Below are 20474 nucleotides of genomic sequence, written 5' to 3' on the forward strand. Positions count from 1 at the left end.
GTTTATTGAATCTCTAAAACGGGGCTATTCCTTTCCATTTTGTCTGAACCAGCGGTAATCAGACGTTGTCCTACCCTTAGCCCCTTGATTATCTGTACGGAAGTTTCATTTCGCTGTCCTACTTTTACATCCTTCTCGACAGCACTACCATCCTCTATGAGGAACACATAATTTCTGCTTCCGATTTGTTTTAGGGATTCTACAGGAATCCAAATACCCGATAATGATTCCCTGATCTCTACCTGGATCTCTACATGGCTCCCTGTATACTGAACCCCCTCGTTCCTAAAAGAGGCGGTAACCCGAAAGGCCTTTCGTTTGGGATCCATTTGTATGGATCTTTCCGTAATCTTTCCTTTGATCCTTTTATCAGGGAGCATCAAAAAGGTAGTCGCTCCTATCTCTACTTGGGCTATGTCCTCCGGTGTTACATAAAAAATGGTTTCCATAGTAGCCGTTTCCGCTATACTAAACAGGGGTTGTCCCATGCTCACTTCCTCACCCATTTTAATCGGCACCTGTGTGATAATTCCCGAAAAAGGTGCGCGGACCGTGTTCGCATTTTGTAGTTGCTGGGTCGTCTTGACCTGAACATCCAGTTGGGTCTTATACGCGTCAACGGAAACCCTGGAAACGGCACCGGCTTTGAACAATTCTTGTTGCCTGGCATAGTCTTCGGCGGTTCTATTCTGTTCGATCCTTGCCTGATCGATCTGCAATTGGTAATTCAAGGGCGGGTATTTAGCGATGATTTCCCCACGCCGTACTTTTTGACCAGGCTGGGCGTTAAGTGTGGTCACTATTCCGGATTGTTGTGCAACAAAACTGGCCGATTTGGAAAACCGCAGTTCCCCATAATATAGCTTCCTTTCCGTATAAGGCGCTTCTTTTACGGTAATGGCCTTTACATTGATCGGTTCTTTCTTGGTGGATTCCTGTTGGATTTCCGGCCAATAACATGCCCCCAAAAGGGAACTTGAAATAACCACTATCACTAAATGCTTTACTATTTTCATGTGTTTGTTTTTAGTGTTTTTCCAGGGTCTAACCGCTCAATTTTTTTGACCCGTTATTCGCAAAATTTGAAGGTGCGCCAGATGTAAATCGAGGTATGCATTGAGCAATTCCAGTCGGGACTGTGTGAGCCGTAACCGACTTTCTTTAAATTCAATGGTAGTGACGACACCCAGGCTCAATTGCTTTTTAAAAATTTCTATTTCATTTTCGTTCAAAAGAATGGTTTCCCTATACGTTTCAATATTGGCCATGGCATTGTTATAGGTATTCTCGGCCGTCTTGAGTTGGTTGAACAAGTCCCGCTTGGTTTTGGTAAGATTGAGTTCCGCCGTTTCCCTCTCAAGGGTAGCCTTGGCGATTTTGGCCTTGTTGCTCCCTCCAGAGAGAATGGGCATGCTAACGCCCAGCTGAAAAAAGAACAAATTGTTTTCGTTATCGCTAAAATTAAAGTTGTTCGCCTGGGCATCGAAGTTATAGCCAGCAGTCAGATTTAACTTTGGGTACCAAAATTTCCTTTTGAGATTGATTTGCCTATCCGCAATTTCCACCTCTTTTTTTAAGGTTTTGAGTTGTGGTTGTTCCTCTAGGTTTGCCTCGTTGGTATATATGGGATTGTTTAGTCCTAGGGTTTCGAGGTCATCGGTTAGCATTATATCCTCCTTCATGGAAATATTGGCCAGTACCTTAAGTTCGTTCATCAACTTTCCCAATTGATTTTTGGCATTCTCAAGGGAAGGGAGTGTTTTTTTATAAAATATTTCGGCTTGTTGTACCTGCAAATCACTAACGGTACCCTTGCTATGCAGTTTCCGTATCTGGGCCAACTGGTCTTTTGCCAAGTTTGAATTTTCAGCAAGTACCGCCACACTTGCCTTGGTAAAAAGGGCCTGCCAATACAGCGATGAAGCCTGGGCGACAAGTTCATTGGAGAGATAGGCATTGTTTAAAACGCTGATTTCCTCGGCAAGCCTTGCAATCCGGACAGCAGGAAAAACCGCAGCATCAAAAATGGTCTGGTTCAAGGCTGCATTGGCATTAACACTGTTGTTAAAGTTGGTTCTCAACCGGGTTATGCTTCCGTCAAAATCATTGATAAAGAGAAAATTTCTATTGAAGTCCCGCTGATAAAACCCATTAAGCCGCACATCCGGCAATAAGGCGGATTTGGCAATTTTGGTTTCCTCCTTTGAAATGAGAACTTGCCTTTCACTTTGCTTTAAATCGATATTGTTCTTTTTGACCATATCGATATATGTTTTCAGATCCATCTCCTGGGAATACGATAGGGTATGGATCAAGAAAACTATACAAGAGAGTATCCCAGTGAAGGAGCGAAAGTTATACTTCATTTGCTTCGTTGTTTCGTGGTAAAAAGGGTTGCCCCTCTTTTTCGAAGCAAAAGTAGAACCGCGCTATATCCTAAAAGACTTGCCCTATAAATCAGGACATATTTTTTTAGTATCGAATTATAGGGAACAGCATATTGAACCCTCTAAAGGATTTTTTGTTCCTCAAATTCAGAACAAAAAATGCACATTGAAAAAGTAGCGCCGTAAAAAGTGGTTTCGGGATAATGGGAAAATAGATGTTGACATATCCCATAAAAGGTGTATTGTCGAAACCACTAAAAAAGACCAGAAATAGGACTTTCCATTAAAATGGGTATTGATTTTGCTTTTTTGTCCTGTAAGTCCGCCTTTTTATAGGATTCTAGAGTAATTAACGTTTTACCTATTCCGATTTCGAGGTAACCAATTTCAACTAATTGAATAATCTACTCCACAATGAGAAATTGAAAAACTAAACCCATTTGAAACCTAATTTTAAAATCAGTAGTCTTATACTTTAGATAGGGGATTGATGAAGTTTCAATCCTCATTGCAAATCATTCATCTATAAAACAGAAAGTATGAAAAGAGTACTGATTTTGCTGCTTTTGGCAACCAGCCCGATACTCCTAAGTTTTAATGCCACAAGTTTCTTTGGTATGATTCGTCATGATGTAGATATTGAAAAATATAAAGAAATTGGCAGACAACCTGAGTATAATTGCGTGGGAAGATATTCCATTTCAGAAACAGTGGAAGACTATGCAGTAGGAGTCTTAATATCTTCTCAATGGGTTTTGACCGCAGCACACTTTGTTCAGGATTCCTCAGTATGGAAGTTCGGGGATAACTTTTATCGAACAAAAAGGATAGTCAAGCACCCAAAACTAAAGCCGAACTCCAAGGAAACACAATGGGATGGATGGGATATGGCTTTAGTAGAACTTGAAACACCTATTTTGAATATCAAGCCCGCGGAGCGCTATCGTGGAAATGAAGAACTGGGTAGAACAATTACCAAGTTGGGTTACGGATTTATTGGAGATGGAAAAGCAGGATTATCTACACCAAGAACGCAAGAAAAACTTGGTGGCCAAAACATTGTTGATGCCATAGGGGGCATATTCGAGGATAGAGAATTCAGTACCAGCGTAATGATATGTGATTTCGACAATCCAGAAAATCCAAAGTCCAACCATTTTGGTTCTCCTATTCCGCTCGAAATGGAAATAGGAGGGTCAAAAGGGGACAGTGGAGGTGGGGTTTTTATGGATAATAATGGTACGACCGTTTTAGTGGGAATCGTTTCAGGAGCTTTGAATCGTCAAATCAAATACGGAGCTGTAATGGCTTTGGCTAGGGTTTCAAAAGCCAATGAATGGATAGATTCAGTTATCGATTGATATAGTTTCTTCTAATCTAAAATTATCTCTTGACTAAATTGAAACCCATTTTCAAAATCTGTAGTCTTATATTATAGCAAACAAAACTTAAAAACATGTATGCATACTTCGTTATAATCGCAATAGCGTTATCTGTCTTCGGAATTGCCTATACCTTCTTTACATATCGCAATAAAGAACGTATGGCCCTAATTGAATCGGGAATTGATATTGAATACTTCAGACTTAAGACCCAAAGACAGAATATTATGCTGTTAAGTTTTGGTTTAATATTCATCGGTTTCGCCTTAGGTATCCTGAGTGGGTTCTTTTTTGAAAAATACCTGTTAGAAAATTATAACCCTAAAGACTATCGCAACTACCCACAGGCATATTTAAGCATGATTACTTTGTTCATGGGTATGGCCATGCTGGTTGCATATTTTATAAATCGGAAGATGAAAAGTAAAATCAGTAGGTAAGAGTATTTATCCGTTATAATGGACAAATCCAACTATTCAGAAGAGGATGCTATCGAATCGGCAATGGTTGGTCAGGAGGATGGGTATAGGTACTTGCTTACAAAATACCAGAGGTATGCGTTCTCGATTGCCATTGGGATTGTTAGAAATGAAGAAAATGCGGAAGAGGTTGTGCAGGATTCATTTATTAGGATTTTCAAACATATTTCCAAGTTCAACAAGTCGGGTAAGTTTTCTACTTGGTTGTATCGTATAGTATACAATACCGCACTAACCAGCTTAAGGAGGAAAAGAAAAATAGATTTTCTTTCATTGAACGAGCCAGAAAATTATGACCTAGAAATTCCCGCCAACTATTCGAACGGATTCGATGATCTGGTTAAAGGCGATAAAGTCAAATTCGTAAATAAGGCTATAGCGAGGCTTTCGGAAGCCGAAAACTTAGCACTTATACTCTACTATACGAATGAGTGTTCGATTATTGAGATTTCACAGATTACAGGATGGAATACATCTACAATCAAAACAAGGCTTTACAGGGGGAGACAAAATTTATACTTGGAACTTTCCAAGCTATTGGGAAATGAAGTAAAAGAAATACGATGAAAAAATTGAATTTGAACCATCAGGTTGATGAAGACGATGAAAAGTTGATAAGCCTTCTTAGGACATCTATAAGTCGGGAAGCCTCCGAACAATTTGTAGATAACACTTTACAGAAGTTCTTGACTCTAAAAGTAAAAAGAAAGAAACTCTACAAACCTTTAAAATTGCCATTGTACTTGATGCTGGTTATAGGATTCATTCTTTTGGCACCTATCTTTATTATGTTGAACTCTCAAGTATCCCCTCCCGATTTTGGGCTTGAGTGGGGTGATTTCATTGAAAACATGTCGTTTCAACTGGATTCTTGGTATACACTAACCCCATTACTGTTAGTATTGGTTTTAATTTCTGTCGTCTGGATTGAATTAGGTCTGTTCAAATTTCGAAATCCTTTTGTATAATCGTTTTCAAGGTAAAAGAAGCCCATAAAACCAACATATTTTGGGAATCTACCTCTCCTCACAAATCTGTCTCATAAACTCGCCGTTTTTTAGGACATCACCTCTACTTCATTCTATTCCTTTAATTAGCTGTGGTCGACAAATACGTTAAATTCATATTGTTCCTTTATTACTATAGGACCAACGACTTGAAAGGCTTGATAGTATTACATTTTTGATGTACCAAGCCGGTTGCATCGACATTTGGTGCACCACGCCCCTTCCCTTATAAAGGTTTCCGTTCAAAGTCTAATTTTTTAATCCCCTCTTAGTCCGGTTGTCATAGTTATTGCTTATCAATAATTGGCATATTGTTTTTTAAAAGCCAAAGGGTTTTCCAGAGTAATAGCCTTAAAAACCCGATTGAAATAAGAAAGGCTTTCAAAACCACAAGCGTAACACACTTCACTGACATTTTTGTCCAATAACAGTAGACGTTTGGCTTGATTGATGCGATATTGATTCAAAAATTCAGTAAATGTCAAATGTGTTGCCTGTTTGAAATAACGACAAAAAGCAACTTTTGTCAGGTGGCATAAATCGGCAACTTCTTCCACTTTTATTTTGCGTTGATAATTAGCCTCAATAAAATCATATAACAATTGGAGCCGTTCTTGCGATTTTCTAGTGTATTGATTCTTTACTGGACTATCATGCAATAACTTAATTTCTGTACAATGTGCCAATAATTGAAATACTCGCAACACTTCTAAAAATTGTTCAAATGGGTGTAAAACAGATAATTTTTCAAGCATTTCTCCTGCAATAGTCTTTGTTTTGCCTTCAATGACAATAACATATTTCGATTGTTCAAGAAATCGATGAACAGCCAATAGTTCTGGAGTCTGAATCGAATTTTCCTTTAAAAAATCGGGTCGAATATGCAAAACCGTTTTTTTGTAATCAGTCTTTACTCCGTAATCAACGTTAAGATGTGGAATATTTGAGCCAATAAAAACTAAACTACTGCTTTCATATCGGGATATATGTTGGCCGATATGACGTCTGCCGTTAGCACCCTCGATATAGGTAAGCTCCAATTCTGGGTGATAATGCCAAAAGTAAAAATCGTTCATTCGTGAATTGGGCAAGATTTGAAACGAACTATTGCTAGCGGGTTGTATGGATTCCAATTGAATTTTCATCGTCAATATACTTTTACCAAGGCAAAAATCGTAAAAAATGTTTATATAGTTCAAAAAATGATGAATTTTGAGGTAGAACGCCCCTCTCTGTAATTTTATCTTCGCTACATTATTTCACTTTTAAAAAGATGTAGGATATGCTTACTAAACAAGAAATTGATTTTTTAGATAACAACGGTTATCTAAATTTGGGTCAACTATTAATACCAGAACAAGTAATTCAAATTAATGAACGCCTCGCTGAACTATTGCAGCTGGAAGGCGACAATGCAGGGTTAGAATTGGGAAAATCAAAATATATCCGCCATCCGAAAGAAGATGGGACGGACCGCTTGGCGGATTTAGTCAATAAAGGCTCTGTTTTTGATATTTTTTACACTCATCCTAGGGTATTGTCTGGTATTGAAGCCGTATTAGGGCAGACATACAAATTATCGTCACTAAATTATCGGGCTGCAAAACCAGGCAAAGGGCAGCAAAGACTTCACGTTGATTGGAAAAATGCTGTAGCGAGCGGTTCTTTTAAAGTCTGCAATAGTATTTGGCTTTTAGATGATTTTACGGAACACAATGGGTCTACCCGCATAGTCCCTAAAACGCATAAATCGAGTATTCTGCCTGAGGAAGCTATGTCAGATCCTAATGACGAGCATCCTGACGAAATTCGCATTATGGCGCCTGCAGGCTCTGTTTTTATTTTTAATTCGCATGTATGGCATGGTGGTACAACCAATCAAACAAGCCATGACCGACGTAGTATTCACAGTTATTTTTGTACAAGGGACCAACCTCAACAAATTGACCAGAGGGAATTTATAACCCGAGAAGTTTTACAACGCATTGGTGAAAAGGGCAAGTATATTTTAGATGTTTAAGAAGAACTGAGTTAAAATTTTCCGATTTTTATTGAATAGCTTAATTTTCAATTGTCCCATAAAACGAACATTTTACAGCTCTTTTAAACCTATTGAAACTTTAGGGGAACCCTTATCGAAATAAAAAAACTGCCCGTAAAGGGCAGTTTCAGATATTGTCGAAAATAGACTTAGGATGCTGGGTTGTAACCAATCTGTTGAAACCAATCCCAGTTGTCCCAAAAAGAGGTAATCTCTTCAATTTGGTTATCGTCATTGATTTTCAAAATGAACAGGTGTTCCACATTGTAGTACCTCCCTTTGCTTGGTATTCCCAGAATTTCCTTTTCCTGGGTGCCACCAATGAATACCCTTACTATGGCATTTCCTTCGTTATCCACCGTAATGCTCTTTACATCATTGGTAAGGTCGGGAAAGGAAGTGATAAGCGCATTGGCAATACCTTTCCAAGTAGTTCCTTCACCTCCTTTTATCTTGCCTATTCCGTTCTCCCCAAGTGGGACATATCTGAAGGTTCCTTCGGCTGTTGCGAGGGAAACTGCCTTGTCTAAATCCTGATTTTTGTAAGCGTTGAAGAATTCTTGTGCTACTTGCTTTCTGTTTACTAAAGTTTTCATTTTGATTGTTTTTTTACGATTAAATTTTATTTTACTGAAATTAATTCGAGGGTCTTTTTTGCTGTCAATATGGATGACTGGGGATTTTGACCCGTAACCAAATTGCCATCTTCAATGACAAATTCACTCCAATCATCCCCTTTTTGGTATATGCCTCCTTCTTCGACAAGTGTCTTTTCTAAAAGAAAGGGTACAACTTCGGTAAGACCAACGGCCTCTTCTTCTGAATTGGTGAAGGAAGTCAGGCGACGTCCTTTTACGAAGGGTTGGCCATTTTCGGTCTTTACACCTTTTAGACCAACCACACCGTGACAAACCAAGCCTATCGGTCTGTCTTTTTTGGCGAAGGCATTAATCAGTCGGGCTACCTCTGCATTGTCACCAAGGTCCCACATCGGGCCGTGTCCGCCAGGGAAGAACAATATGTCATATTCTTCGGGGTTGATTTCGGAAAGCACGGGTACATTTTTTATAGCATTCAGTGCTTTGTCATCAACGAAGAATCGTTTGGTGTAGGCCGTCTGCCATTCCTGTAGTTGGCTCTTTGGGTCCAAGGGAACTTGTCCCCCTTTTGGCGAAGCAATGGTAATGGCTGCCCCGTTATCCAAAAATTGATAATAGGGTCCGGCCAGTTCTTCTAGCCAGACTCCTGTTTTCTCACCTGTATTTCCCAAGGTATCGTGAGAGGTTGTTACGATCAATACATTTAAAGTATCCATTGTGCAGTGTTTTATGGGTTATTAAAATCTTACACTACAAAGATGCGGCGGGAACAAGGCCAAAATCGTTGACCTTGGTTATGAAAAAAGATTGACCTGTGTTAAGATTGGGCCAGTTTTCTACGTAAGCGACTAAGGCTTTCGGGCTTTATGCCCAGATAATTGGCGATCAGATAGTTTGGAACGCGCTGTTCAATATTAGGATAACGTTTTTGGAAATCAAGGTACCTTTCGGTACTTGTCTTTTCCATTGCAGAAAGGATTCTATCCTGAAGTGCTACATAGGCTCCAGAAAGTTTGATGCGGAAAAAACGTTCAAATCCAGGTATTTTTTGGTACAGTAGTTCCAGGTCATCCCTATGGATACCTAATAGCTCGGAGTGCTCTAGACAATCGATGTTAAAACGGGCCTTTCGTTCTTTGAAAAAAGCCCCAAAATCGCTTACCCACCAGTTCTCAATGGCAAACTGTACGGTGTGCTCATTCCCTCCGGAATCGACTTCGAATGTTCTTAGGCAACCTTTGGAGACAAAATACTGGTAATTGACGTAATCGCCCTCTTGAATGAGATACTGACGTTTCCTCATTCTTTTTGGAACCAATAGAGAATGAAAAACTTCAAGGTCTTTGTCTGTTAGCGAGATATGCTCCGCGATATGTTCATCAATGCTATCGAACATAATACGAAAGTAAGAAATAGGTGTTCTAAATCTGTTTTGTTCGTCATTTTAGTAGTCAAACCACAAAAGTAATGTCACTGTGTGTATATTTGACACTTTCCTAAAAATATCTATAAAACCAACGTTTTTTCGGAAGGAATTGCAACAAAAATGCTGACGACTTAAGAATTTTACGTTTGAGTCATCTTCAACCGCAGATATAGTCAAACAAGCTTATTCTAGTTTAAATTACATAGTTGTAACTCTCGAAACGGAAGACAAACCCAAACTGAACATTTTTAGCTATCTCTAATCCACAGCTTCAAAAAGGCTTTTTATCGATTCTTTTTTGGCTGAAGGTACTTCCTCCAACAATTTTAGATAAAAATCAATAAATCTTTTGGGTTCGCTTTGATTTTCCTTTCCCCACTGGGCCAAAATTGAATTAAACTTTTTGATCCCAATGGTTTCCATCAAAGAGAACATGGCCCATGCTCCTTTGTTTACTTCAAGATAGTCAGCACCATCAGCGTAGAGTAATGGAGGTTCTATGTTGGGTTCATTGTTTTTGTCCTTGCCATATTTATCCTTTTTCTTTTGTACCAGAAGCTGTGAGGCTTCATCACCTAAAGACTCTTTCACAAATTGCAATCCAATGGCCTCGGGCAATGCCATGATGAGCATCTCAGCACCCTGAACGTCGGCAACGGATAGTTTTTTTTGCAACCATAGACTTGCCAATCCACTTCCAATGGTTTGATGGATATAGGCCTTTTCCTGTAAGCCTTCGGTATTGGCGACCCATCCCTCTTTTTCAGAAAGGGCAATGGTGTTGGCAAAAGTGTATCTGTCGTCTTGCCAACGGTGTATCTCTACCAACTGTAGATAATTGTCCACCGTATTTGCACCAAATTTGGTTCCCATAAAGGCAACCCCTTTTTTAATGGCTTCTTGATATAATACTATATTAAAAGTGTGGGTAGGTTTATATAAAATAGAGTAGGCTACCTTATCTGCCTTGCCATTGGCAATGGCATAATCTGATGAACCTACATGCCAATTGAACACTTGGGGAGTAGTTACTGTGTAGGTCGCTATATTTCGACCATCCTTGGTCTCCATTTTTTGTAAGACCCCCGCTGTAAAAGGAATTTGACCTTCTTCGGTACTTACGGTTAGCTTACCGGTAACCCAATTGGCATCTGTAGCAAATACATTTTGTCCAAGGGCAAAAGAATCATCTATGTCGGCCATTCTGGAATCCAGTCTTCGCAACCCTTGTTCCTTACGTTTGCGATTTTCCAACAATTCCTTATCACTATCATAACCAATTACTGGTAAAAACTCTTGTATGCTTCCAAAGCTACCCTTGTTTGTTAAATCTGCCTGAAAATCACTCTGAACAAAACCAATATATTGCTTGGTTCCCTCTAAAGAAAGCTGCAACGAACTGTCCTTTTGTATGGCTTTCGGAATCAAATAAGCGGTCAGGTTTTGCTCGGCATCCTCTTTTGCGATAGTCAATTCCTGTCCGTTCAGCATTACGCTGGTCAATTGGGTAAAATCCTTGGAATTTAGAAATAGGCTGTCCGCCCCTTTTTCGTTGTTCAAGATGATATCAGCAGAAAATTCAGCCCTTCTTTCCGAAGGAAAAAGGTCTAGCTTTGCATCCAACATTTCGTATTTGGGTTGCGGTTTGGTTTCCAAATACTTGTATGTCTTCTCATACTCGGCATCCAACCGTTCTTCTACAGCCTCTGGGGTAAAGTTTCCGTTGTCATAAACATTTTTGGTAATGAAAGACATTAAAAGCAAGAATACCCCAAAAAACGCCACCATCACGACTTTGGAACCTAAACCGAGCTGCATATTTCTTAAGGAAAGCCTGTTTTTCCATTTTTTGTCCGAGCCTCGCTTCCACAGCCAAACACCTGCCATGACTAGGGTAACGGCCAACGCCAACCAATACAGGAAGAACCAATTGGCCGACTGATGGAATATACCGTAACCGCTAGTTTCTGAGTAGTCTTCCACACCGGGTGTAAAGCCATAACCCACTCTTAAGTCTTCAATGATGCCCATATCAAAGGAAACAATCAAGAAAATAAAAAAGCCAACACAAAGAAGATGTGTCAAAATTCGATGGCTAGTTAATGCGCCTACAAAAAATACCAACGAAGCCCAAAGGACAAAATTTAAGAAGGCCCATCGGTACAATAATAAATCTTCCACAAACCTTCCTAAGTCTATATAAGAAGCACCGCCCAACAGAACCTGGGTAAACAGTGAAACCAAAATAAAGCTTAGGCTTAAGATAAAAGATAGTCCAATAACGGCTGCCAATCTAGAAAGTTGGGTAACCCACACCGGAACAGGTAATGAATCTGTTATTTGCCAGATATTCACCGTTTTGTCCTTAAAAAATAGCTCTCCGGCCCAAATCATGATCAACATGGTAACAAAGACGCCCCATTGCAACCTAAAATAGGTCATATTGCTACTTATTGGATGTTCATTGCCTATATAGTAGGCAGCATTCCAGGTAACGTTTTGCATAAATACCATCAATAAAATAATACCTAGAATTATTTTAAATGAGGTAGGACGAACAATATTCATGAACTCCAATTTCGAAAGCGACCATAATTTGGTTACAAAATTGCGCACCCGATATTGCTTCACCACCTTCGGTAATTTTATGGATGCGGCAGTAAACGCCCCCTTTTTGTCTTCTTTGATTTTTTTAGATTTATCGACCCCTGCTTGAATAAAATATTTGAAGGAAAATCGGATATACGATGCTATGGTAAATAACAACGCAAGTCCAAACCAAAATAGCCTATTGTATAACACAAAGCCTGAGAGCCGGAACATTTCTATATTTTTTTGCGAGGGAGTCAACAATTCCGTGTAGTGTTGTGCAGCCACATATCCGCCAGAATCTGCCAAAATGTATGCCATTAAATTATCCCCGCCACCGGTTTCATAAGAAGTTTGCGCAATTAAAAAAATGATGACCACCAAAAAAACGGCCAAATAACTTGTAGCTATTTTTCTGGTAAAAACGATGGAGAAAAATACTATGGACACATAAAAAAAGAGATTGGGTATCGTAAACATAATCCAACCATGAAATAAGGGGCCCCATGGTGTGGGTCCAAAACGACTTGCCTCGCCTATACCGGAATAAGGTACCAACAAATGCCCCACGATCATACCCGTACTTAGAATCACCAAATAAAGGAAAGCGGCCAAAAAGCGGCCCACAAAAAAATTTTTGTCATTGATGGGCAAAGCATAGGTCCATTGAGCGGATTTATATCTAATATCCTTATAAAGCACTCCCCCTGTGGCAATAGCAATAATGATAATCATCAACATGCCCATAGCCGCATAATTGCGGTACAAGATACTGGAGGCATTCATTAGCACACCCTCATTGGCAAAAAAATCAAAAGACCCTTTGGTGTACCATATCATCTGAAACGCCAGCATGACGAAGAAAATGAGGGTTACCCAACTGAACAAACGTTGCTTGAGTTCATTCTTTATTATGGAAAATACGGTCTTCATCTTAACTCTCGCTTAAAATTTTAAAATAGGCATCTTCCAACGAGGGCGCTTTGGCATCAAATTCTTCGGAGGGCATATCATCTGCCAAAACGGTAATCATCAGTTTTCCGGCAAAGAAACGTTGTGATATCACCTCGTACTTTTCTTGATATTCGACTAGTTCTTCCTTTCTGATGGGAACTTCATATAGTTTGTTTCGCAGGGCCTCTTCAACTTCATCCGGTTTGCCGGTAAGTACCACCTCTCCATTGCCAATAATGGCCATATCCGTACAAAGGGTACTAACATCTTCCACGATATGTGTGGAAAGAATCACCACGGAATCCTCGCCCAACTCTGAAAGCAGATTGTAAAAACGATTTCGTTCCATGGGATCCAAACCAGCTGTAGGCTCGTCCACAATGATAAGCTGAGGATTCCCCAATAGGGCCTGGGCAATACCAAATCGCTGTTTCATACCCCCCGAGTAGCCATCAAGTTTTTTGTTCCTAACGTCGTAGAGATTTACTTTTTGAAGTAATGCCTCTACTGTTTCCTTGCGTTCCCCTTTATTTGCAATGCCCTTCATATCAGCAATGTGCAAGAGCAATTCCTCTGCCGTAACGTTAGGATAAACACCGAACTCTTGCGGGAGATATCCCAAGGTCCTTCTAAGTTCTTCAGGTTTCTTTAGAACATCTATACCATTAAAATTTATGCTTCCCTCATCTGGATCTTGCAAGGTGGCAATGGTTCTCATAAGTGTTGATTTTCCAGCGCCATTTTGTCCCAAGAGGCCAAACATGCCCCTTTCTATGGTAAGGGATACATTTTTTAGTGCCTGTACTCCATTGGAGTACGTTTTTGAAAGGTTTTGAATTTCGAGTTTCATAGTAATTCTTTTATGGTTATGGTACTGTATACCGAGGTTTGAAAAAGTAGAAGACCGTAGTAGCAAAATTTAGACCCTGACATGATGCATTGCGCTGTTTTTCAAAAACACTTCTAATGAATCGCAACGATACGGCAGAGACAATAAATGATATTGAAAACAATAGTTCCGTTATATCCATGAGTTTTGTTTTTTGAAAAGGGTAGGCTGCCAATCTTTATATCTATTAAGAAGCAAGATGAGATTCAGCGCAAGCATAACACCATCAAAAATGATAAAAGGAGGGTATTTTGAAAAAAACACATGGGTCATAAGCAGACAAAGTATCAATGGCACTAGCATGATACAGCCAAGCAAATAGGTGCGTTTGAATACCAACAAAAGGCCGCAAACCAATTGAAAGAAACCTACAAAATATAAGTAACCAGCGTTTTGAAGTAAGTCATAAAAGACAAAAAAAGAAGGGTCGGCTTCCGCAGCATCTGCTTTGAAAACCGAGGGGTCATATGGCAAAAATAGTTTTTCCATCCCCGCATAAATGAACAGTATCGCCAAAAGAAACCTTATGATATAGGTGGCAATTTTCATTGATCTAAAATTTGGCAGTTACCGTAGCTCCATAGGTCTGTGGAAGGCCATACGAAGCAAATATGCCCGAACCGCTCACCGAATAACCGTAGCTCAAGTATGTTTCATCGGTGAGGTTTTTGGCCCATAAGGCAAATTCAAGATTTTTTGACCCTACTACGAGTCGACCGTTTAATAAACCATAGGCACCTTGACTTGCCGTATTCTCGGGGTCGAAAAAGATTTCGGACTGAAATTGATAATCCAAAACAACGGAACCTTTCCACTTTTTGCTCAAATTAGTGGTATAATTGGCCCCCAAGCTTCCACTCCATTCAGGGGAAACTACTTGCATATTTCCTTCATTGTTAATTTCAGTGCCCGTAAAACCAATATAGGTGTAATCCGTAAACTCCGTCTTTAAATACCCTAAGTTTCCTATTAGACTAAGACCTTTGGTTACTATGAATTCCGTTTCCAATTCCACGCCATAGCTTCGGGAATTTCCAATGTTCTCCCTCCCAATACTAAAGGTAGACAGGTCCAATACGTTAAAAAGTTGCTGATCCGTGTAATTGATATAGAACAGTGTAACATTAAGTTTTACCTTGTTGTTCCATAAGGTGTTCTTAGTGCCTAGCTCATAATTCCAACTAAATTCAGGGTCAAAGGTCGCTTGATTTTCGTCGAGCACAAACTCGTTCACTCCCCCTGGTCGGTATCCCCTGGTGACATTGGCGAATATGAGTGAATTCCCACTCACCTGGTAACCTAAGCTAAATTTGGGGGATATTGCACTAAACTCCGTTTCTTTATCAAATTGCGCCGGTACTGCCCCTAAAGGTGGAAACACAAATTCTTGTCCATCTTTTTCAAAGCTATTATCAACCTCTAAGCTGCTATCTTCAATTTCATACCGTAAACCTGCTGTTAAGGTAATTTCATCGGTGAGTTGATACGAGGCCTGTCCAAAAATGGATAGGCCCTTTTGTCTTATTTCGTTATCCGCCAGCTGATCGTACGGATATTGTGCCGCCACCTCTGGGGGTAACATGGGGTTGAATGCATTGTCCACCCCATTACTGGTTCTTCTATCACTTTGATTTGAAACCGAATAGAGGTACAGACCTCCAATCCAATCCAGTTTACTTTTTGTATTGGAACTCACCCTAATTTCCTGACTGACGGTAGATAACTCGGTATCATCAGAAACAACTGCTTGGATATCTGCCGGAGAAAAATCAAAATCGTCTCCACTTCGCTCAATATTGGTATATTGATACGCAGTAATGGCCTCAACTCTTATCCTATCGTTTGTAAATCTAAGGTTGAACGCGTTGTTCGAAATATTTGTAGTATAGATACCATTGGTATTTTGGGCCACTTGAAAAGGGTTGTTGTTTACCGTTTCATCAATGACTTCTGCAGTTGCCCCGAATCCACCGATAAACGCATAGGCATTTACCTCCCTTCTTTCATAACCCGAATTGAGTCTAAAAAGCCAATTGTCATTTGCGACATAGGTTAAATTCAGATTTCCATTATAGGCTTCTCTCCCCAGTAGCTCTGTGTTATTCAAAAATGTATTTTCAATATAACCGTCCCTAGCAGTAAGCCCTCCATTGATTTTAGCGAATAGTTTGTCCTTTACAATGGGCGTACTGATTCCTGCTTGTACCTCATATTGGTTTAGGTTTCCATAACCCGTGGTAACATAGCCCTTGGTGTCGTTCGTAGGTTTTTTACTGATAATATTTATGACCCCGCCAATGGAGTTTCTGCCAAATAGTGTTCCTTGTGGCCCTTTTAAAATTTCAATACGTTCTATATCCCCAAAATAGGAGGGAAAGGAAGAAACATTGAATAACGGCACATCGTCCACATAGACACCTACTACTGGAGTTTCATCGATAGTAGTAATACCCCTTGTGGAAACAAGGGGGAAAGAACCACCCCCGTCATCATACGTTCTAAAGTTGGATGTAATGCGTCCAAGTTCGTTGATATTGCTAATTTGCAGGTCGGCTACTTCTTGTGCATTTGCCACAGATACAGAGGCAGCGGTCTTTTGAATATTTTGCAACCTTCGATTAACGGCCGTCACCACCACCTCATTAAGTTGATCAGAAGTATTGGCTAAAGTCAAATCCAGAGTAGTGTTCGCGCTTAATTCTATTTCCTTGGTTACACTTTGGAAACCTAAATAGCTTACTTGCACAAAATAAGTCTGAGGTTGAAGTCCATTAATGGAAAAAGTGCCATCCGCATTGGAGAAGGTTCCCTTGGTGGTTTCCAAAATAAAAATATTGGCTCCAACTATGGGATTTCCTTCGCTATCTTTGACTGTTCCGGTAATTGAATTTTCCTGAGCTGTTGACAACAAGGAAGCCAATAAAGCAACCAAGAAGGTTAAATTTTTGAAATTCATTGGTAGTTTGTTGATATTTATAGCTAAAATTCGTTATTTAGATTTGTTATAAATAATTATGTTTATTGGGTAAAAGTAGCTTGCATCCAGTAAAGATTAGCTACGCAAAACGGAATAAAACCTACGCAAAAAGGAATTACGATGAGTACAAAACTCTACTTGAATAACCTCGAGGAAATTATCTATGAATCCGGTAGTGTACAGCATCATTTTGACAATGCCGGAACAGGTGAATTTAAGTTCTCATTCGATTATAAAAAATTCAATGGCTGGTATAAGGAAATTGTTCTAGACAATTTTAGAATTAGTTATGGTAGTGGTTCTTTTTTGGAAAAGACCACTATTTTTTTCGAGTTTGACGAGGAAACGGTCGAAATGCATTTTGCAATAAAAGGAAACTCCACAACTTCTATGGAGAGTTTTGATGGAGATTTCTCCATTGGTCCCAATTCGCACAATATATTTTACGGCCATGATTTTCGAGGTGCCCTGGAATGGAAATCAAAGGAAATGTTTTTTTTGGAGGTAAATCTTAAGCCTAGCTTTTTTGAGCAATATCTTCCGTCATCCGGACAATTTGATATGTTCAAAAAGTTAATTCAAAATAGGGTGCCGGGAATAATCAGTCCGCATAATCATCCAATAACCTCAGAGATGTTCATTATCATAAATGACCTTATCAATTGTACGTTGAGAGATGAATTTCGAAAATTGTTCCTAGAAGCCAAGGTGATGGAATTGCTGCTTTTGCAGTTGAATCAAATGCAGCAATGCGAACTCTGTTTTGCCCATGCGGATGCTTCCAAAAAAATAATTGAAAAGATGTATTTAGCTCGAGATATTATTCTAGGAAAGTTAAATAATCCGTTGAGCCTTTCGGAATTGGCCAAAATGATCAGCACTAATGAATGTACACTAAAAAAGGAATTTAAAAATGTTTTTGGAACTACCGTTTTTGGATATATCCGCAATACCAAAATGGAGAGGGCAAAAAATATGTTACTCTATGAGAACCTATCTGTCAATGAAATTTCTGAGATGGTAGGTTATAAAAATCCACAGCATTTTACTACCGCATTTAAAAAGCAGTTTGGGGTATCCCCAAGTAAAATCGTCTGTTGACCATTCTTTACAAAATTTTTAATACAACTAAATTATGGCCTGCGTAAGTAGTTTTAACATCATTAAAGGAGTGTTCACAGCCTTTCTCGAAGAAAATGGACATCGAAAAACACCAGAGCGATATACAATTTTGGAAGAGATTTACAACAGTGATGAACATTTGAACATTGATAGCCTATATATACTAATGAAAAACAAAAACTATAGGGTTAGTCGGGCTACGCTTTATAACACCATGGAGCTTTTAATTGAATGCAATTTGGTTAGAAAGCATCAGTTTGGAGATAATGTTGCCAAATATGAAAAGTCCTTTTTCAGCAGCAAACATGATCACGTTATTTTAACCGATACCGGGGAAGTAGTGGAATTCTGTGATCCTCGTGTTGAGGAAATCAAGAAGACTATTGAAGAGACATTTAACATCAAAGTGGATAGACATTCATTGTATTTTTATGGAGAGCGTAACTAGAGGTCAAAAGAGCATAGTTTATGAAGTGTAATACTTTATTTTGATTATAAATTAATTACAACTTTATAAAAAACCTTAACAACCTAAGGGTAGCCTCTCTAAGAATTACTGCGAAAGTAGAAATATGAACTTCGGTTCAAAAGCTTCGCTTTAACATACTTCGTGTTTTTTGCTTCACCACTTTGTAGCCCCGGCAAGAATCGAACTTGCATCTAAAGTTTAGGAAACTTCTATTCTATCCATTGAACTACGGGGCCATAATTTTGAAGTGCAAACTTATGAATACTTTTCTATAAGCTTTCGACTAATTTCGGGATATTTTTTTAGGTCCAATATGTACTTCCTACTCTTCATTTTTTTGATATGTTTCTCAATTTTATCCGCTAGCGAAGAAGTTTCAACTTCCAAGGTATAGAAATATTTCCATGGCATCCGCAACCTAGTAATGCCTGTATTTAGTTCAACTGAGTTATGGAATTTCAATCTCTTTTTTAGATTGGATGTTCTTCCGATGTAATAACTATCATCTTTTAAAGATTGGATGACATAGACATAGTGCGCCATGGTAAACTTGTACTATCAAAATTCCTCAAAGAACCTAAATCCCTAGTAGCCAAGGAAACTTCCCCCGATAGTCATCGGGGCTATCCATTGAACTACGGGGCCAATTTATCAAGAGTGCAAAAGTAAAATTTTTTTTGGGAGAGTTGAAAATCGGCAACAACTTATTTGATGTGGATTTTGAGCCATTCCAACGGATAAAAGAATATTCCTATCATTTCTTTCCCGTACAAAATCATATCTTGTACTGTGGTAAAACCAGAGGTATGAAAAACAAGACCAACCCAAGAAGAAACTTTATCAAAAAAAGTTCAATGGCCTTAGTGGCCGGTGGAATATTGCCCCATTTTAGTGCCAAGAGCTATGCCCGAATTTTGGGAGCCAACGAAAGGATCCTTGCTTCGGTAATGGGTGTAAATAGTCGTGGTAATGCCCTTGCCCAAAATTTTGCAGGTCAGGATAATTGTGATGTAATCCATATTTGTGATGTGGATAAAAGGGCCGTCACAAAATGTGTCGATGCCCTTAAAGTGCGACAGACCGTTAGGGCAAAAGGTTTTGGAGATTTTCGAAAATCCTTGGAGGACAAAGATGTGGATGTGCTAGTCATTGCCGCTCCGGACCATTGGCATGCCCCAGCTTCGCTTTTGGCGATGCAGGCGGGCAAGCATGTTTATGTTGAAAAGCCCTGTAGTCATAATCCCAATGAGGGTGAAATCCTCGTCCAAGCTGCAAAAAAATATGGAAAGGTCATTCAAATGGGTAACCAGCGTCGTTCATGGCCCAATGTTGTGGAAGGTATAAACGCCTTGAAAGCCGGCGCAGTTGGTCGCGTATATTTTGGTAAAGGCTGGTATTCCAACAACAGGCCCTCAATAGGAATAGGCAAGGAAACGGAGGTGCCCGATTGGTTGGATTGGGAGCTTTGGCAGGGCCCGGCACCAAGGAAGAATTTCAAGGACAACCTCATCCATTACAATTGGCACTGGCATTGGCATTGGGGTACTGGGGAAGCCCTGAACAATGGCACCCATATGATCGATCTACTGCGCTGGGGCATGGAGGTAGATTATCCCTCAAAAGTGAGTTCCAATGGAGGGCGCTATCGCTATAAGGACGATTGGGAGACTCCGGACACCCAAATCATAAATCTGGATTTCGACAATGGTATGACCATGTCCTGGGAAGGCCGAAGCTGTAATGGGAAAAATATAGAGGGAAGTTCCGTTGGGGTGATGTTCTACGGAGAAAATGGCAGCATGTTGATTCCCGGAGGTGATAGTTATACAATTTTCGACCTTCAGGGTAAAGTCGTAAAAGAGGTAAAGAACACCATGAAAATCGATGCGAGGAATAAAATGAATCCTGCAGAAAAATTGGATGCCTTTCATATTCAGAATATGTTCGAAGCTATAAAACGCGGGACGGCACTCAATTCGGATATCGATTCAGGCCATAAGAGCACCTTGCTCGTACAACTGGGGAACATTGCCCAACGCATTGGGCGATCATTGGAAATTGATGCCAAAAATGGCCATATCCTAAATGATGCGAATGCCGAGAAACTATGGGGCCGTTCTTATGAACCAGAATGGGAAATGAGGCTCTGAGCC

At 39.6% G+C, this 20474-nt stretch carries 19 protein-coding genes and 1 tRNA gene; 8 read left to right on the forward strand and 12 right to left on the reverse strand.

Annotated features, from left to right (window positions below; genetic code table 11):
- Positions 1-2: 2 nt before the first annotated feature.
- The gene (locus tag Q0993_RS04290; protein ID WP_299530069.1) at positions 3-1016 is read right to left on the reverse strand and encodes an efflux RND transporter periplasmic adaptor subunit; all 1014 of its coding nucleotides are present in this window, start codon (positions 1014-1016) and stop codon (positions 3-5) included.
- A 36-nt stretch (positions 1017-1052) separates the two neighbouring features.
- Positions 1053-2366: a TolC family protein gene (locus tag Q0993_RS04295; protein ID WP_299530071.1), complete on the reverse strand. Its 1314-nt coding sequence runs from the start codon at positions 2364-2366 to the stop codon at positions 1053-1055.
- A gap of 560 nt (positions 2367-2926) precedes the next feature.
- Between Q0993_RS04295 and Q0993_RS04300 the strand changes: the two genes are divergently transcribed.
- The 4 genes from Q0993_RS04300 (at position 2927) to Q0993_RS04315 (ending at position 5216) form a co-directional block, all read left to right on the forward strand.
- Positions 2927-3748, forward strand: a complete 822-nt coding sequence (locus Q0993_RS04300) for a trypsin-like serine protease (protein WP_299530073.1) — start codon at positions 2927-2929, stop codon at positions 3746-3748.
- A gap of 95 nt (positions 3749-3843) precedes the next feature.
- A complete protein-coding gene (locus Q0993_RS04305; protein ID WP_299530075.1) occupies positions 3844-4209 on the forward strand; it encodes a DUF6249 domain-containing protein in 366 nt (121 codons plus the stop codon).
- An 18-nt stretch (positions 4210-4227) separates the two neighbouring features.
- Positions 4228-4815, forward strand: coding sequence for an RNA polymerase sigma factor (locus Q0993_RS04310; RefSeq protein WP_299530077.1), 588 nt, complete (start codon positions 4228-4230; stop codon positions 4813-4815).
- Positions 4812-5216 carry a hypothetical protein gene (locus tag Q0993_RS04315; protein WP_299530078.1) on the forward strand — a complete coding sequence of 135 codons (405 nt, stop codon included), beginning with the start codon at positions 4812-4814 and terminating at the stop codon, positions 5214-5216. Before Q0993_RS04310 ends, Q0993_RS04315 begins: the two co-directional genes overlap by 4 nt.
- 335 nt (positions 5217-5551) lie before the next feature.
- On the opposite strand, the gene Q0993_RS04320 is transcribed toward Q0993_RS04315, so the two are convergent.
- Positions 5552-6400: an AraC family transcriptional regulator gene (locus tag Q0993_RS04320; protein WP_299530080.1), complete on the reverse strand. Its 849-nt coding sequence runs from the start codon at positions 6398-6400 to the stop codon at positions 5552-5554.
- A gap of 137 nt (positions 6401-6537) precedes the next feature.
- Here Q0993_RS04320 and Q0993_RS04325 point away from each other — a divergent pair, with 137 nt between their 5' ends.
- Positions 6538-7275: a phytanoyl-CoA dioxygenase family protein gene (locus Q0993_RS04325; RefSeq protein ID WP_299530082.1), complete on the forward strand. Its 738-nt coding sequence runs from the start codon at positions 6538-6540 to the stop codon at positions 7273-7275.
- A 170-nt stretch (positions 7276-7445) separates the two neighbouring features.
- Here Q0993_RS04325 and Q0993_RS04330 read toward each other — a convergent pair whose 3' ends face one another.
- The 7 genes from Q0993_RS04330 to Q0993_RS04360 all read right to left on the reverse strand — a co-directional run bounded on the left by Q0993_RS04330 (position 7446) and on the right by Q0993_RS04360 (position 16709).
- Entirely contained in the window at positions 7446-7892 is a 447-nt protein-coding gene (locus Q0993_RS04330) for an ester cyclase (RefSeq protein WP_299530083.1), read from the reverse strand.
- 26 nt (positions 7893-7918) lie between these two features.
- Positions 7919-8611 carry a type 1 glutamine amidotransferase domain-containing protein gene (locus Q0993_RS04335; RefSeq protein ID WP_299530085.1) on the reverse strand — a complete coding sequence of 231 codons (693 nt, stop codon included), beginning with the start codon at positions 8609-8611 and terminating at the stop codon, positions 7919-7921.
- 101 nt (positions 8612-8712) lie between these two features.
- Positions 8713-9198, reverse strand: coding sequence for a Crp/Fnr family transcriptional regulator (locus Q0993_RS04340; RefSeq protein ID WP_299530087.1), 486 nt, complete (start codon positions 9196-9198; stop codon positions 8713-8715).
- A 381-nt stretch (positions 9199-9579) separates the two neighbouring features.
- Entirely contained in the window at positions 9580-12843 is a 3264-nt protein-coding gene (locus Q0993_RS04345; protein WP_299530089.1) for a hypothetical protein, read from the reverse strand.
- Between the two features lies 1 nt (position 12844).
- A complete protein-coding gene (locus Q0993_RS04350; protein WP_299530091.1) occupies positions 12845-13714 on the reverse strand; it encodes an ABC transporter ATP-binding protein in 870 nt (289 codons plus the stop codon).
- A 171-nt stretch (positions 13715-13885) separates the two neighbouring features.
- A complete protein-coding gene (locus tag Q0993_RS04355; protein ID WP_299530093.1) occupies positions 13886-14302 on the reverse strand; it encodes a DoxX family membrane protein in 417 nt (138 codons plus the stop codon).
- A 4-nt stretch (positions 14303-14306) separates the two neighbouring features.
- On the reverse strand, positions 14307-16709 hold the full coding sequence (locus Q0993_RS04360) for a TonB-dependent receptor (RefSeq protein WP_299530095.1): 2403 nt from the start codon (positions 16707-16709) through the stop codon (positions 14307-14309).
- 141 nt (positions 16710-16850) lie between these two features.
- Between Q0993_RS04360 and Q0993_RS04365 the strand changes: the two genes are divergently transcribed.
- A complete protein-coding gene (locus tag Q0993_RS04365; protein ID WP_299530097.1) occupies positions 16851-17831 on the forward strand; it encodes an AraC family transcriptional regulator in 981 nt (326 codons plus the stop codon).
- A 34-nt stretch (positions 17832-17865) separates the two neighbouring features.
- Positions 17866-18300: a Fur family transcriptional regulator gene (locus Q0993_RS04370; RefSeq protein ID WP_299530099.1), complete on the forward strand. Its 435-nt coding sequence runs from the start codon at positions 17866-17868 to the stop codon at positions 18298-18300.
- A gap of 185 nt (positions 18301-18485) precedes the next feature.
- On the opposite strand, the gene Q0993_RS04375 is transcribed toward Q0993_RS04370, so the two are convergent.
- Together Q0993_RS04375 and Q0993_RS21860 are read right to left on the reverse strand one after the other, a co-directional pair.
- Positions 18486-18557, reverse strand: a tRNA-Arg gene (locus Q0993_RS04375).
- A 19-nt stretch (positions 18558-18576) separates the two neighbouring features.
- Positions 18577-18864, reverse strand: coding sequence for a GIY-YIG nuclease family protein (locus Q0993_RS21860; RefSeq protein WP_367279578.1), 288 nt, complete (start codon positions 18862-18864; stop codon positions 18577-18579).
- A 263-nt stretch (positions 18865-19127) separates the two neighbouring features.
- Here Q0993_RS21860 and Q0993_RS04380 point away from each other — a divergent pair, with 263 nt between their 5' ends.
- Entirely contained in the window at positions 19128-20471 is a 1344-nt protein-coding gene (locus tag Q0993_RS04380) for a Gfo/Idh/MocA family oxidoreductase (protein WP_299530101.1), read from the forward strand.
- Positions 20472-20474 lie beyond the last annotated feature (3 nt).

The organism is Ulvibacterium sp. (assembly GCF_028285715.1).
Taxonomy (GTDB): domain Bacteria; phylum Bacteroidota; class Bacteroidia; order Flavobacteriales; family Flavobacteriaceae; genus Ulvibacterium.

Coding starts and splice junctions, on each gene's coding strand:
- Q0993_RS04290 (WP_299530069.1), bottom strand. CDS start 1,016: ATGAAAATAGTAAAGCATTTAGTGATAGTGGTTATTTCAAGTTCCCTT.
- Q0993_RS04295 (WP_299530071.1), bottom strand. CDS start 2,366: ATGAAGTATAACTTTCGCTCCTTCACTGGGATACTCTCTTGTATAGTT.
- Q0993_RS04300 (WP_299530073.1), top strand. CDS start 2,927: ATGAAAAGAGTACTGATTTTGCTGCTTTTGGCAACCAGCCCGATACTC.
- Q0993_RS04305 (WP_299530075.1), top strand. CDS start 3,844: ATGTATGCATACTTCGTTATAATCGCAATAGCGTTATCTGTCTTCGGA.
- Q0993_RS04310 (WP_299530077.1), top strand. CDS start 4,228: ATGGACAAATCCAACTATTCAGAAGAGGATGCTATCGAATCGGCAATG.
- Q0993_RS04315 (WP_299530078.1), top strand. CDS start 4,812: ATGAAAAAATTGAATTTGAACCATCAGGTTGATGAAGACGATGAAAAG.
- Q0993_RS04320 (WP_299530080.1), bottom strand. CDS start 6,400: ATGAAAATTCAATTGGAATCCATACAACCCGCTAGCAATAGTTCGTTT.
- Q0993_RS04325 (WP_299530082.1), top strand. CDS start 6,538: ATGCTTACTAAACAAGAAATTGATTTTTTAGATAACAACGGTTATCTA.
- Q0993_RS04330 (WP_299530083.1), bottom strand. CDS start 7,892: ATGAAAACTTTAGTAAACAGAAAGCAAGTAGCACAAGAATTCTTCAAC.
- Q0993_RS04335 (WP_299530085.1), bottom strand. CDS start 8,611: ATGGATACTTTAAATGTATTGATCGTAACAACCTCTCACGATACCTTG.
- Q0993_RS04340 (WP_299530087.1), bottom strand. CDS start 9,198: ATGAGGAAACGTCAGTATCTCATTCAAGAGGGCGATTACGTCAATTAC.
- Q0993_RS04345 (WP_299530089.1), bottom strand. CDS start 12,843: ATGAAGACCGTATTTTCCATAATAAAGAATGAACTCAAGCAACGTTTG.
- Q0993_RS04350 (WP_299530091.1), bottom strand. CDS start 13,714: ATGAAACTCGAAATTCAAAACCTTTCAAAAACGTACTCCAATGGAGTA.
- Q0993_RS04355 (WP_299530093.1), bottom strand. CDS start 14,302: ATGAAAATTGCCACCTATATCATAAGGTTTCTTTTGGCGATACTGTTC.
- Q0993_RS04360 (WP_299530095.1), bottom strand. CDS start 16,709: ATGAATTTCAAAAATTTAACCTTCTTGGTTGCTTTATTGGCTTCCTTG.
- Q0993_RS04365 (WP_299530097.1), top strand. CDS start 16,851: ATGAGTACAAAACTCTACTTGAATAACCTCGAGGAAATTATCTATGAA.
- Q0993_RS04370 (WP_299530099.1), top strand. CDS start 17,866: ATGGCCTGCGTAAGTAGTTTTAACATCATTAAAGGAGTGTTCACAGCC.
- Q0993_RS21860 (WP_367279578.1), bottom strand. CDS start 18,864: ATGGCGCACTATGTCTATGTCATCCAATCTTTAAAAGATGATAGTTAT.
- Q0993_RS04380 (WP_299530101.1), top strand. CDS start 19,128: ATGAAAAACAAGACCAACCCAAGAAGAAACTTTATCAAAAAAAGTTCA.